The 13,421-nt window shown below is 64.5% G+C and carries 12 protein-coding genes; 6 read left to right on the forward strand and 6 right to left on the reverse strand.

Features of this window, described 5'->3' with window-relative positions; genetic code table 11:
• Window positions 1–208 precede the first annotated feature (208 nt).
• From G6N73_RS10325 to G6N73_RS10340, 4 genes are all read right to left on the reverse strand, one after another.
• Complete coding sequence (locus tag G6N73_RS10325; RefSeq protein ID WP_165027156.1) at window positions 209–760, reverse strand: GNAT family N-acetyltransferase; 552 nt, start codon at window positions 758–760, stop codon at window positions 209–211.
• Between the two features lie 87 nt (window positions 761–847).
• Window positions 848–1,297 carry a VOC family protein gene (locus G6N73_RS10330; protein ID WP_165027159.1) on the reverse strand — a complete coding sequence of 150 codons (450 nt, stop codon included), beginning with the start codon at window positions 1,295–1,297 and terminating at the stop codon, window positions 848–850.
• Window positions 1,298–1,419: 122 nt separating this feature from the next.
• Window positions 1,420–3,690 (reverse strand): phosphoenolpyruvate--protein phosphotransferase, encoded by a 2,271-nt coding sequence (ptsP, locus tag G6N73_RS10335; protein ID WP_165027162.1) that lies wholly within the window; start codon window positions 3,688–3,690, stop codon window positions 1,420–1,422.
• A gap of 81 nt (window positions 3,691–3,771) precedes the next feature.
• The gene (locus G6N73_RS10340) at window positions 3,772–5,025 is read right to left on the reverse strand and encodes an aspartate kinase (RefSeq protein ID WP_165027165.1); all 1,254 of its coding nucleotides are present in this window, start codon (window positions 5,023–5,025) and stop codon (window positions 3,772–3,774) included.
• Window positions 5,026–5,294: 269 nt separating this feature from the next.
• Between G6N73_RS10340 and G6N73_RS10345 the strand changes: the two genes are divergently transcribed.
• Window positions 5,295–5,603, forward strand: coding sequence for a hypothetical protein (locus tag G6N73_RS10345; protein ID WP_165027169.1), 309 nt, complete (start codon window positions 5,295–5,297; stop codon window positions 5,601–5,603).
• Window positions 5,604–5,622: 19 nt separating this feature from the next.
• Here G6N73_RS10345 and secA read toward each other — a convergent pair whose 3' ends face one another.
• Entirely contained in the window at window positions 5,623–8,346 is a 2,724-nt protein-coding gene (gene secA / locus G6N73_RS10350; protein ID WP_165027191.1) for a preprotein translocase subunit SecA, read from the reverse strand.
• Between the two features lie 236 nt (window positions 8,347–8,582).
• Here secA and G6N73_RS10355 point away from each other — a divergent pair, with 236 nt between their 5' ends.
• Together G6N73_RS10355 and G6N73_RS10360 are read left to right on the forward strand one after the other, a co-directional pair.
• Window positions 8,583–9,497: a peptidylprolyl isomerase gene (locus G6N73_RS10355; RefSeq protein ID WP_165027196.1), complete on the forward strand. Its 915-nt coding sequence runs from the start codon at window positions 8,583–8,585 to the stop codon at window positions 9,495–9,497.
• Between the two features lie 224 nt (window positions 9,498–9,721).
• Window positions 9,722–10,057, forward strand: a complete 336-nt coding sequence (locus G6N73_RS10360) for a hypothetical protein (RefSeq protein WP_165027200.1) — start codon at window positions 9,722–9,724, stop codon at window positions 10,055–10,057.
• Between the two features lie 54 nt (window positions 10,058–10,111).
• Here the strand turns inward: G6N73_RS10360 and G6N73_RS10365 are convergent, their stop codons facing one another.
• The gene (locus G6N73_RS10365) at window positions 10,112–10,711 is read right to left on the reverse strand and encodes a TetR/AcrR family transcriptional regulator (protein WP_165027204.1); all 600 of its coding nucleotides are present in this window, start codon (window positions 10,709–10,711) and stop codon (window positions 10,112–10,114) included.
• A 103-nt stretch (window positions 10,712–10,814) separates the two neighbouring features.
• On the opposite strand from G6N73_RS10365, the gene G6N73_RS10370 reads away from it, so the two are divergent.
• The 3 genes from G6N73_RS10370 (at window position 10,815) to argJ (ending at window position 13,365) form a co-directional block, all read left to right on the forward strand.
• Window positions 10,815–11,054, forward strand: coding sequence for a putative antibiotic biosynthesis monooxygenase (locus G6N73_RS10370; protein ID WP_165027207.1), 240 nt, complete (start codon window positions 10,815–10,817; stop codon window positions 11,052–11,054).
• Between the two features lie 70 nt (window positions 11,055–11,124).
• Window positions 11,125–12,003 carry an arginase family protein gene (locus tag G6N73_RS10375; protein WP_165027212.1) on the forward strand — a complete coding sequence of 293 codons (879 nt, stop codon included), beginning with the start codon at window positions 11,125–11,127 and terminating at the stop codon, window positions 12,001–12,003.
• 120 nt (window positions 12,004–12,123) lie between these two features.
• On the forward strand, window positions 12,124–13,365 hold the full coding sequence (argJ, locus tag G6N73_RS10380) for a bifunctional glutamate N-acetyltransferase/amino-acid acetyltransferase ArgJ (protein ID WP_165027215.1): 1,242 nt from the start codon (window positions 12,124–12,126) through the stop codon (window positions 13,363–13,365).
• The last annotated feature ends 56 nt before the right edge of the window (window positions 13,366–13,421 follow it).

The raw sequence follows: 13,421 nt of genomic DNA on the forward strand, positions 1-13,421 counted from the left end.
GCGATCAAGCGCACTGTCAGGGCAATCGAGTCGTCCCTTGCGATTGGCGTCGATGCGGATTGAAGCCATGGCGGGCGGCAAGCCATTGTAATTAACTATGGCGTTCCGGCAGCTTAGCAACGGCGCTGGAACTGGCGCGCCCAAACCGGCCCTGCCAAATTCAATGCCAGCTTTGCTCAGCAATAAAGAATTTCAGGTGTCTCTTCGCCTAGTTGAGGTGCTTGATCAGCACCATCATATCCGCAAATCCCGCCTTGACTGGCTTATTGAACGTTCTGTGGCCAAGCTCGGAAAAACCCCACCGCAGATAGGCTCTTCTCGCGTCTTCCGCTGATGCCATCACATCGAGCCAGACATGGCCCAGTTTCTCTTCCCGCGCCTCGCGAACCGCGGAGTCGAGAAGCTGCCTTCCCAAGCCAAACCTTTGGGCCCTGGGCAAAAGGTAGATCCTTGGTATTTCAGCCCCGTTTGGGATGTCGGTGATCGGATTCGACGACCCCACAACCATGGTGAGAAAGCCTACGATCGACCTGTCTACTTGGGCCACCCACAACCGGGTATCGGCCCGCTCCAGCAGGTTCGCGAAAGACTCGGCGCTAAAGGTGGCGAGTTGCCGCGCCAAGGCCGCGCTGTCGTCCCACAGATATCCATATGCGGCCGCATAGGCAGCGGGTGCGATGACGCCCAGGGTGTCTATATCCGCCGGCGAGGCCCTTCTGACGGCGGAAGCGGAAAACGCCGGGTGTTCGGAAATCGCCATCGTCAGCTCGACTACGCTTCGTTTTTGCGGCTTTTGGATCGATCTACGTGAACGAATAGGGGCCGACAGGCTCGATGGCCGCGAGCCTCATCCGGTCGAGACGGTCGCTCTTCCGTCAGGATATTCCGCCGGCCCCTTGATCTCGAGTTTATTGCCGAAAGGATCATGGATATAGAAGGAATAGCCCATTCCTCGCGCGCCTCCATGAAAAGCCTCCTGGTGAATTTCCACCCCATAGCTCTTGAGATGCGCCCGCATCGCCTGGTGATCGAACGGCCCCGTCGCAATGCAGATGTGATCAACATTGCGTCCCCCGGAAATCGGGGGAGCTGCCTTCCGACCTCCGGGATGTGTGATATCCCATAGGACGATCAGAGATGATCCGCACCAGACCTGCTCCATCCCTAGCTCCGGGTAGGAGTAGCCGGGCTGGCAGCCCAAGACACCGTAATAGAAGCTGAGTGCGGCCTTCATGTCATCGATCAAGAGGACGACATGATCGATGCCTACAAGGGAAAATGGCGTCTCTGTCGGCATCGCTTACAAATCCCCGTGAATTCGGATCGACTCACCGCCCCTATTGTTGACCAGAGTTGTCGGATTGATCGAATGTGCGCAAGGGGGATCGCCAGCGCTACTCCCGACCTTCGGCGCGTCGCCTAAAGCGGGATGCCGCGGTCGTCGGCGAAAGTGTGGAGCAGCGCCCGCATCGGCAGGTTGGCCGCCGGTCCCGCCAGATTGTCGGCCATGAGCGCTTTGAGCTCGCCGAGCGGCAGTTCGGCCAGCATCGCCTTGACCGGGCCGATCGAGGCCGGCGACATCGAGATCGAGCGGTAGCCGAGCCCGACCAGCGCCATCGCCGAGATCGGTCGGCCGGCGAGTTCGCCGCACAGCGTCACCGGCGTATGCGTGCGGTGGCCGGCATCGGCGACATGCTTGAGCACGCGCAGGAACGGCACCGACAGCGGGTCGAAGCGGTCGGAGAGCTGCGTGTTGCCCCGGTCCGTCGCCATCACGAACTGGAACAGATCGTTCGATCCGACCGAGACGAAGTCCACCGCCTGCATCAGTTCGTCGAGCTGCCAGAGCAGCGACGGAACTTCCAGCATCGCGCCGAGCTTCAGGCTGGTCGGCAGATGATGGGCGAAGCGCGACAGGTGCCGGACCTCGCGGTCGATGATCTCGCGCGCCTGCGCGATCTCGCCGAGTTCGGTCACCATCGGCAGCATGACCCGGAGCTCGCGCCCGCCGGCTGCTTTCAGCAGCGCCCGTATCTGCGAGCGCAGCAGGCCCGGCCGGTCGAGCGTCAGGCGGATTGCGCGCCAGCCGAGCGCCGGGTTCTCCTCGACCACCGAGGCCTTGAAGTAAGGCAGCACCTTGTCGCCGCCGATGTCGATGGTGCGGAAGGTCACCGGCTTGCCCTTCGCCGCGTCGAGTACGTCGCGGTAGAGCCGCTCCTGCGCCTCGGCCCGCGGGAAGGTCGAGGCCACCATGAACTGCAGCTCGGTGCGGAACAGCCCGATGCCGGCGGCGCCCGCCTCGGCGAGCTGCGGCAAATCGACGGCCAGGCCGGCATTCATCATCAGGTCGATGGCGACGCCGTCCTTGGTCAGCGACGGCTTGTTGCGCAGTTCGCGGTAGAGTTCCTGCCGGCGGGCGCGGAACCGGGCCTTTTCGGCGTAGGCGGCCTCGAGATCCTGCTGCGGCCTGAGGTGGATCGAGCCCTCGTCGCCATCGACGATGATGGCGTCGCCATTCTCCGCCATGGAGACGGCGCCCTTTACCTGGCCCGCCACCGGTATGCCCATGGCGCGCGCCACGATGACGACATGGCTGGTGACCGCCCCATCCTCGAGCACAAGCCCGCGCAATTTGTCGCGCGGATAGTCGAGCAGCTCGGCCGCTCCCATCGAACGCGCCACGATGATCGCGTCCTTGGGCAGCGACGAGGCGATGTCGTCGGGCGAGCGGCCCATGAGCTGGCGCAGCAGCCGGTTGGCGAGATCGTCGAAATCGCTCATCCGCTCGCGCAGATAGGGGTCGGTCATGTGCAGCATGCGCGCACGCATGTCGCTCTGCACCTTTTCGACCGCGGCCTCCGCCGTCAGGCCGTTGCGCACCGCTTCTTCGAGGCGGCGCACCCAGCCGCGGTCGTTGGCGAACATGCGGTAGGCTTCCAGCACCTCGCGGTGCTCGCCCTCGAACGCCACTTCGCGGCGCGACAGCATGTCGTCGATGGAGAGCCTGAGTGAGGACAGCGCCTTCTCGAGTCGGCCGATCTCCTCGTCGCTGTCCTCGTTGAACAGGTTGGTGACGACGATGCGCGGCTCATGCAGCACGACATGGCCGAGGCCGACACCCTCGTTGAAGGACAGGCCCTTGAAGCTGACCGGGCGGCGCAGGTCGAGTTCGAGCCCCGGCCGCGTCAGCCGGGCGAGATCGCCGGTGGCGATCATCTCGGCGATCACCATCGCCGTGGTCTCCAGCGCCTCGACCTCGTCCTCGCGGTAATGGCGATGAGTACGGTTCTGTACGACCAGCACGCCGAGCGTGCGCCCTGCCCTCAAGACCGGCACGCCGAGGAAGGAATTGTAGATTTCCTCGCCGGTCTCCGGGAGGTAGGTGAAGGCCGGATGCTCCTGCGCGTCCGGCAGGTTCAGCGCCCGGGCGCTCGCGGCGATGGTGCCGACAAGGCCCTGGCCGAGCCGCAATTGCGCAAGGTGCACCGAACTCGGATTGAGGCCTTCGGTGGCGTAGAGTTCGAGCACCGAATCGGCGCGCAGAATGTAGAGCGAGCAGACCTCGGCGACCATGTTCTGGGCGATGTCGTGGACGATGCGGTCGAGCCGCTCCTGCGGCTCCAGCGGCTCCGCCATGAGCTCGCGGAGCCGTTTCAAAAGAACGCGCGGGCCGCCGGCCAGGTCACGCATCAGGCATCGTCTCCAAAATCCTCAGCTCCGGCGCAGCCTCCACGACGCGCCGGCGAATCCGAGACCGCAAAACTCGTCCGACTATTGCTTATCCAGACCGTAGACGGAATGCAAAGTACGAACCGCAAGTTCCGTATAAGGGCCGTCGATCAGGATCGATATCTTGATTTCCGACGTTGTGATGGCGCGGATGTTGATCGACTTGTCGGCCAGCGCCTTGAAGGCGGTGGCGGCGACGCCCGCATGGCTGCGCATGCCGATGCCGATCACCGACACTTTCGACATGCCCTCGTCGTGCTGGACCACGTCGAAACCGACGGTCCCTTTTATGCGGTCGAGCACGGCCAGCGCCTTATCGACATCGCCCGACGGCACGGTGAAGGTCATGTCGGTGCGCGAACCGTCCTCGGAAATGTTCTGGACGATCATGTCGACATTGATATTGGCCTCGGCCAGCGGGCCGAAGATGCCGGCGGCGACGCCGGGGCGGTCGGCGACGCGGCGCAGCGATATCTGGGCCTCGTCCTTGGCGTAGGCAATTCCGGTGACGACCTGCTGTTCCACGATTTCATCCTCGTCGCAAATTAGCGTTCCGGGCGGATTTTCGAAATCCCCCATGCCGGGCGCGTCCGGATCGTCGAAGGACGATCGCACGAATGTGCGCACCCTGTGCACCATTGCAAGCTCGACCGAGCGCACCTGCAGCACCTTGGCGCCGAGCGAGGCCATTTCGAGCATTTCCTCGAAGGAGATCTTCGCCAGCCGCCGCGCTTTCGGCTCGACGCGCGGATCGGTGGTGTAGACCCCATCTACATCGGTGTAGATGTCGCAGCGGTCGGCCTTGACCGCCGCCGCGATCGCTACAGCGCTGGTGTCGGAGCCGCCGCGGCCGAGGGTCGCGATGCGGTTGTCGGGCCCGATGCCCTGGAAGCCGGCGACCACGGCGACCTGGCCCTCGCCGAAGCGCGTGATCAGGAAAGAGCCGTCAATGTCGAGGATGCGCGCGGCGCCATGGGCGTTGTCGGTCTTGATCGGGATCTGCCAGCCCTGCCAGGAGCGCGCATGCACGCCCATGTTCTGCAGCGTGATGGCCAAGAGCCCGGCCGTGACCTGCTCGCCCGAAGCGACCACCGCGTCATATTCGCGGGCGTCGTGCATGGGCGAGGCCTCACGCGTCCAGGCGACCAGCTCGTTGGTCTTGCCGGCCATGGCCGACACCACCACCGCGACCTCATGGCCGGCGTCGACCTCGCGTTTGACATGGCGCGCCACATTGCGGATGCGGCTGATGTCGCCGACGGAGGTTCCGCCGAATTTCATCACGATGCGCGCCATGAAGAGTTGATGCCTTTTCGTGGATGCCCAAGCCTGAAGCCGGGGGATTGAATGGAGGAAACCGCACCGAAGCCCGGCGCGGAAGTCGCGGGCCTCCTTATCCAAATACCCATGCTTCCGCAAGAAGCGCGCTATCTCCACCGCAACGGGTCGTTAGCGCTGGCCAATTCCTCAGAGCCGCTCCGGGCGACAACATAGCCCGCCAAAGGCGGCCGTCCCGCATTGACCAGGTCTCCTTCACGCACAACAATGCGCGCAGGGAGGAACCGATGGACGCAACGGATAAGTGGCGGCACATGTCGACCGCGCCGAAGGACGGCAGCCGGTTCCTGGCGACGGTCAGGCCCGTCGAACAGGGTCCGGCCGAAGTCGACGTGGTCTACTGGGCGCGTTCCGACCAGTTCGGCATGGAAGGTTGGCGCGCCGCCGACTCCACGCCCGGAGCGATCATCGGCTACGCCGAACCGGAGCTGATTTGCTGGATGCCGCTGCCGACGCCCAATCCCGCCCGGGAGCCGCTTTCCATACCGGATCCCTACGAGGGCGAGGAGATCCAGATCGACGGCTCCGGCATCTGAAGCGCGCGGCGCGCCGGCATCAAGCGAACGCGCCGTGGCAGTGCTTGTACTTCTTGCCGGAGCCGCAGGGGCAGGCCTCGTTACGGCCGACCTTGCCCCAGGTTTCGGGCCGCTTCGGATCGCGGTCCTCGGGCGCGACGACGCGCGAATCCTGCATCACGGCGACAGCGACGTCGCCGAAATCGTCCTCGCCGGTGGTGGCGTCCAGATGATGGCCGAAGCTTGAGGGCGCTTCCGGCGGCGGCGCCTCGGCGGCCTCGCGCACCAGTTCCACCCGCATCAGCTGCGCGGTCACCGCCTGGCGCAGATTGCCGAGCATGGCCTGGAACAGCTCGAAGCCCTCGCCCTTGTATTCCTGCAGCGGGTCGCGCTGGGCGTAGCCGCGGAAGCCGACGACCGAACGCAGATGGTCGAGATTGACCAGATGCTCGCGCCAGAGATGATCGAGCGTCTGCAGGATGACCGAGCGTTCGACATAGGCCATCACCTCGGGGCCGAAGCGCTCGGCGCGTTCGGCGGCCGCCGCATTGGCGCGCTCGGTGATGCGGTCGCGGATATCTTCCTCTGCGATGCCCTCTTCCTTGACCCAGTCCTCGATCGGCAGGTCGAGATTCAGGAACTGCCGCACACCTTCCTTGAGACCAACGGCGTCCCATTGTTCGGAATAGGCGTTTTCGGGAATATGCTTGGTGACCAGTTCCTCAATCACGCCCTCGCGCATCTCGGCGATGGTCTCGGAAAGGTTTTCGCCGTCCATCAGTTCGAGGCGCTGCTCGAACACCACCTTGCGCTGGTCGTTCTGCACGTCGTCGAACTTCAGCAGGTTCTTGCGGATGTCGAAGTTGCGCGCCTCGACCTTCTTCTGCGCCTTTTCCAGCGCCTTGTTGATCCAGGGATGGATGATCGCCTCGTCTTCCTTGAGGCCGAGCTTCTGCAGCATGCCGTCCATGCGCTCGGAGCCGAAGATGCGCATCAGGTCGTCCTGCAAGGACAGGAAGAATTTCGAGCGTCCGGGATCGCCCTGGCGGCCGGAACGGCCGCGGAGCTGGTTGTCGATGCGCCGGCTTTCATGGCGTTCGGTAGCGAGCACGTAGAGCCCGCCGGCGGCCAGCGCCTTTTCCTTCAGCCGCTGCACATCCTCGCGGATGGCCTTTTCCATGGCCTCGCGCTCGGGTCCTGCCGGCATATCGCCAAGCTCCTCGGCAATGCGCATATCGGCATTGCCGCCGAGCTGGATGTCGGTGCCGCGACCGGCCATGTTGGTGGCGATGGTGATGGCGCCGGGCTTGCCGGCCTGGGCGACGATTGCCGCCTCGCGCTCGTGGTGCCGGGCGTTCAGCACCTCGAATTCCTTGAGGCCTTCCTTGCGAAGACGCTCGGCCAGAAGCTCGGACTTCTCGATCGAAGTGGTGCCGACCAGGATCGGCTGGTGCTTTTCCCGCGCTTCCCTGATCTCCCTGACGATCGCCTTGTATTTCTCCTCGACCGTCCGGTAGACCTCGTCGTCCTCGTCCATGCGGACGACCGGCAGGTTTGTGGGCACCTCGGTCACTTCAAGGCCGTAGATGTTGCCGAATTCCTCGGCTTCGGTGGCGGCCGTGCCGGTCATGCCGGCCAGCTTCTTGTACATGCGGAAATAGTTCTGGAACGTCACCGAGGCCAGCGTCTGGTTTTCCGGCTGGATCTGGACGTGCTCCTTGGCCTCGAGCGCCTGGTGCAGGCCCTCGGAATAGCGCCGCCCCGGCATCATGCGGCCGGTGAACTCATCGATGATGACGATCTCGCCGTTGCGGACGATGTAGTCCTTGTCGCGCTGGAATAGCCGGTGCGCCTTCAGCGCATTGTTGACGTGATGGACAATGGCGACGTTCTCGACGTCGTAGAGCGATTCACCCTTCAGGTGGCCCGCCTCGCGCAGCATGTTTTCGAGCTTCTCGGTGCCGTCCTCGGTGAAGATCGCGGTGCGCTGCTTCTCGTCGATCTCGTAGTCGGCCGGCTCCAGCTTGAGGATGAAGGCGTCGACCGTGTTGTACATTTCCGAGCGGTCCTCGAGCGGACCGGAAATGATCAGCGGCGTGCGCGCCTCGTCGACCAGGATGGAATCGACCTCGTCGACGATCGCGTAATTGTGACCGCGCTGCACCATCTGCGCGCGCTCATATTTCATATTGTCGCGCAGATAGTCGAAGCCGAGTTCGTTGTTGGTGGCGTAGGTGACGTCGGCGGCGTAGGCCGCGCGGCGCTGGTCATCGGTCATGCCGTGCACGATGACGCCGGTGGTCAGGCCGAGGAATTTGTAGATGCGGCCCATCCATTCGGAGTCGCGCGTTGCCAGGTAGTCGTTGACCGTGACGACATGGACGCCCTTGCCTTCGAGCGCGTTGAGATAGACCGGCAGGGTCGCAACCAGCGTCTTGCCCTCGCCGGTGCGCATCTCGGCGATATTGCCGCCGTGGAGCACCATGCCGCCGATGAGCTGCACGTCGAAGGGGCGCAGGCCGAGCACGCGCTTGGCGGCCTCGCGCACCGTGGCGAAGGCGGGAACGAGAAGATCGTCGACGCTGGATCCGTCGGCAAGCTGCTGCCGGAACTGGTCGGTGCGGGCCCTGAGCGCCTCGTCGGAGAGCGCCTGTATTTCGCTTTCCAGCGCGCTGATCGCCTCCACCCTGGGCCGCGTCGCTTTGATGCGACGGTCGTTGGAGGAGCCGAAAATCTTACGGGCGATGCCGCCGAGACTGACCATCAAGTGCTCTTTCAATCCGTATGTGCCGGCCGGGCGCCGGCTGAACCCGCCAGAATGTGCCGAGGCAGATTCGAACGTGAAAAAGCGCCCGGAAAACGGTTCTGGACGCAAAGACGAAGGACAGATAAGAGGGGGCAGAAGCGATGTCAACGTTGCAGCGATGCTGCCCGGCGCGCCGAATTCCGCCATATTCAGGCTGATTGAAGCGCGTTCAGCTACCGGATCGGAGTATAGTCATGAGCATCAAACACCCACGCGCCGCGCTCGCCGGCATCGGCATGGCCGTCGGCATCAGCGTCCTCGCAGCGATCAGCGCAGGCGCGCAGGAAACCCCGGCTCCCGCCACGCCGGCGGCCCCGGCACAGACGGCTCCCGACCCGGCGACGGTCGTCGCCACCGTCAACGGCCAGTCGATCACGGAGGCCGACCTGACCTTGGCCGAGGCCGACCTCGACCAGCAGTTCTCACGCCTTCCGCCCGAGCAGCGCCGCGCCGCGGCTTTGTCGGCGCTGATCGAAATCCGGCTGCTTGCCTCGGAAGCCGAGGCCAAGGGGCTGGACAAGGATCCCGAATTCGAACGCCGCATGGCTTTCCTCGAGCAGCGCGCGCTGCACAGCGCCGTCATCGACCATGAGGTCTCCTCCAAGATTACCGACGAGGAGATCCGTAAGCGCTACGACACCGAGATGTCGAACACGCCACCGGTCAACGAGGTCAAGGCCCGGCACATACTGGTCAAGACCAAGGAAGAGGCCGACGCGATCATCAAGCAGCTCGACGCCGGCGGCGATTTCGAGAAACTCGCCAACGAAAACACCACCGACCCGAGCGGCAAGGCCACGGGCGGCGATCTCGGCTATTTCGGCCCCGGCCAGATGGTGCCGGAATTCGAGAAGGCGGCCTTCGCGCTCGACGTCGGCGCCTATTCGAAACAGCCGGTGCAGAGCCAGTTCGGCTTCCACGTCATCAAGGTCGAGGACAAGCGCGCCCAGCAGCCGCCGGCCTTCGACCAGGTCAAGGACCAGATCCGCTCGATCCTGCTGCGCGAGAATTATTTCGCGCTGGTCAAGTCGCTGCGCGGCGCCGCCAAGGTCGACATCGCCGACGCCGAGCTCAAGAAGGCGGTCGAGCAGGTCGACGGCGGGCAGTAGCGCGGCGGCCGCCGGCTTCAGCGCTGGCAGCCTTGCTGGCATAGGTCGTCGTCACCGGTACGGGCCGCAACGGGGCTTGCACCGGCGACGGCGCTTAGCGGAATTTCACTTCTGCTCCTGAAACAAACTGCTCGGGCCGCGACATTTCACTGAAACATCCCGGCCATAGTTCTCCGCACCACTGAAGAAGACGGCCGGGCATCGGCCTGAAACAGGAGCGGAACATGACATTCAAAAATATTGCCGTCGCGGCGTCGGCCGTCCTTGCACTCGGCGGCGCTGCTGCGGCCGGCGACCTGAAGCCGATGCACTCGCGCAGCATCAATCTCGGCACTATCACCGGCGTCGCCTACTATACCGTCGAACCGGACGGCTACCATGTGGTGGCGACACTCGCACAGAACGACGCCGGCGCGCCCGTTCGCTTCGAGACGGTCCTGGTATCCGGTCAGACCATGACGCTGTCGACGCCGCGCGCGGCGGGAATGCCGCCGGTCAAGGTCGAGATCGGCAGGACAGCCGATCAGATCCACGTCCTGGAAGCACTCGCGACCAACTAACCTGTGCGCGAAACAGGCCGCTTGGATTCTTCGCGGTCATAGGCGGGAAGCATCTCAGGCGCCTGCGAGCAGGCCCTTGGCGATGATCCGCACTGCCTTGCGGATCGTCTCGTCGTCTTCGTCGAGACGGTTCGTCAGGAGATGGATCCACGCATAGCCCGACAGCATGTCGGCGACGAGGGTGGGGTCGACCCCGGCGGCGACCTCGCCCCTCGCCTTGGCGCGCTCGACCATCTGCCCTGTATGGGCACGCCGCTCCCTTGCATAATCCGCTAGCGCGGCGGAGGCGGTCGCGTCCGATTGCGCCTCGGCGACGAAGGAGCGGAAGATGCTGCCGGCCGGTGTATCCCGCCACTGCCTGAGCAGGCTTTTCAGGAAGCGGAACATATCTTCCTCTAACGAACCCGTATCGGCATAGTCGATGTCGCGCTTCTGGCGCTGGTAAACGTCGAGTAGAAGCGCGGCCTTGCTGGGCCACCAGCGGTAGATGGTCGGCTTGCCGGCACGGGCGCGGCGAGCGACCGCCTCGATGGAAAAGCCGGCATAGCCTGCCTCGAGCAAGACCGCCTCCGCCGCGTCACGAATGGCGTCGGCGCTGTCCGGATTGCGCTTGGCGCCGATCGAGCGGCGCGCTTTTTCGGGTGGCTTTTCCATCAGTCTTCCTGAAAATTTTCAACGCAATGTAGCACAGAGGCTTGACGAAACGAAACGGTTCGTTCTATCTAACGGAACGTACCGTTTCGATGGAGAATTCGCCATGAGCACATCCCCCGCACCCACCCGTTTCTCGCGTCCGCGCTTCGCCCTGCTGGTGATGCTCGGCGTCTATCCGCTCATCACCGGGCTGCTCTATATCGTCGTTCCGCTGACCGATGGCTGGGCCACATGGCAGCGCACGCTGGTCATCGTTCCCCTGATGGTCGTGACCATCATCTGGGGCCTGATCCCAGGCGTGCAGAAGCTGTTTCGCGGCTTCATCAATCCGGCCAGCCGCTGAACCTGGCGCCGACAGGACAGTAGGTGGCAGGAACAATGCAACCCTGGAGGGACGAAGCCGTTCACCCGGCATGAAGGCAAGGACCATCCTGGAAGCCCCGTCGAGGCTCGGCCTGTCGTCGACCGGCGTGGAAATGCTGCCCAAGGCGCTGCTCGCCGCCGGGTTTGCCGAAAAGATCGGCGCACAGCGCGGCGGTAAAGTTCCCCCGCCGCCGCACGACGAGAAGGTCGACGCCGCGACAGGCGTTCTGAACCTCGCCGGGATCGCCGCCTATACCGTCACGCTGGCGGATGCGATCGAGCCGCTGCTGGCGGGAGACGAGATGCCGGTCGTGCTGGGCGGCGACTGCTCGATCCTGCTCGGATGCCTGCTAGCCGCGCGGCGGCGCGGACGTTCCGGCCTGCTCTTCCTCGACGGACATGCGGATTTCTTCCAGCCCTCGGCGGAGCCGAAGGGCGAGGTCGCTTCGATGGAACTGGCAATCGCCGTCGGCCGCCACGACACGGTTCTCGCCAGGCCGGAGGGCCGCTCGCCCCTGATCCGGGAAGAGGATGTCGTTGCTTTCGGCCGCCGCGACGAACAGGATTCGGACGAGCACGGCAGCCAGCGGATCGAGGACAGCGGCATCGAGCTGATCAATCTCACGCGCATTCGCGACGCCGGCATTGCCGCGGCAACGGACCAGGCGCTCGACCGTCTCGCCGGGTTCGACGGGTTCTGGCTGCACCTGGATGCGGACGTACTCGACGCCGAGATCATGCCTGCCGTGGATCACATCGTGGAAGGCGGGCTCGCCTGGGATGAACTCATCCATGTCCTGCGGCGAGCCTTTGCGACCGGGCGGGTTTTAGGCATGGACATCACCATCCTCAATCCGGCGCTCGACAAGGACGGATCGATTGTCGCCCGTTTCGTCGACGCGGTGGCGTCCGGTATGAAGGCCGACTGATTTTCAGGCGTCGCGTGCCCGCTGATCGCCGAGCGTGGCGCCGGCGCAAAACGCCTTGCGCCGGCAAGCGCTATCGGGCAAACGAGCTTCGTTTTCCTTCCCTTGCCGACCGAGACGCCCATGTCGACCGCCATTTCACCGCTTGCGCCCAAGAAATATCCGAAAATGCCGGCGATCGAGGGCGTGCGCATCGCCACCGCCGAAGCCGGAATAAAATACAAGAACCGCACCGATCTGCTCGCCATTGTGTTCGACGAGGGCACGCAGGTCGCCGGCGTGTTCACCCGCTCCAAATGCCCGTCGGCCCCTGTCGATTTCTGCCGCGAGAACCTTTCGGGCGGCAAGGCGCGCATGCTGGTGGTCAACTCCGGCAACGCCAACGCCTTCACCGGCAAGAAAGGCCGCGAGACAACCGCGATGACCGGCAAAGCTGCGGCTGAAGCCGCTGGCTGCAAGCCCGGCGAAGTGTTTTTGGCTTCAACCGGCGTCATCGGCGAACCGCTCGACGCAGGCCGCTTCAGCCATCTCCTCGCCGGCATGGCGAGAGACGCCAAGCCCGACCTGTGGACCGAGGCCGCCAGGGCGATCATGACCACCGACACCTATCCCAAGGTCGCCACCGCCACGGTAAAGCTCGGCGACGCGGAGGTGACGATCAACGGCATCGCCAAGGGCGCCGGAATGATCGCGCCGGACATGGCGACGATGCTGTCCTTCGTGGCGACCGACGCGCCGCTCTCGGCCGCGGCGCTGCAGAGCCTCCTGTCGAAAGGCGTCGGCGCGACCTTCAACGCCGTCACCGTCGACAGCGACACTTCGACCAGCGACACGCTGATGTTGTTTGCCACCGGGGCGGCGGCCAAGCGTGGCGCGCCGCGGATCACCGACCCGAACGATGCGCGCCTCGCCCAGTTCCGGCGGGCGCTGAACCGGCTGCTCAAGAATCTCGCTTTGCAGGTGGTGCGCGACGGCGAGGGCGCGCGCAAGCAGGTCGAAGTGACCGTCACCGGTGCGAAATCCTCGCGCTCGGCGAAGAAGATCGCGCTGTCGATCGCGAATTCCCCGCTGGTCAAGACGGCCGTGGCCGGGGAGGACGCCAATTGGGGCCGCGTCGTCATGGCGGTCGGCAAGGCCGGCGAGCCGGCCGACCGCGACCGCCTGTCGATCTGGTTCGGCGACAACCGCCTGGCGGTCGAGGGCGAGCGCGACCCGGACTATTCGGAGGCCGCGACCTCTGCCTATATGAAGCGCGACGAGATCGCGATCCGCGCCGACCTCGGCATCGGGCGCGGCAAGGCGACGGTGTGGACCTGCGACCTCACCAAGGAATATGTCGCCATCAATGGCGACTACCGGAGCTGAGAGGCTGCATGCAAATCCTATTCCGCCGGACACCGGACGCGACTTTCCTTTCATAG

It is taken from the genome of Allomesorhizobium camelthorni (genome assembly GCF_011045125.1).
In the GTDB taxonomy this organism is placed as follows: Bacteria; Pseudomonadota; Alphaproteobacteria; order Rhizobiales; family Rhizobiaceae; genus Allomesorhizobium; species Allomesorhizobium camelthorni.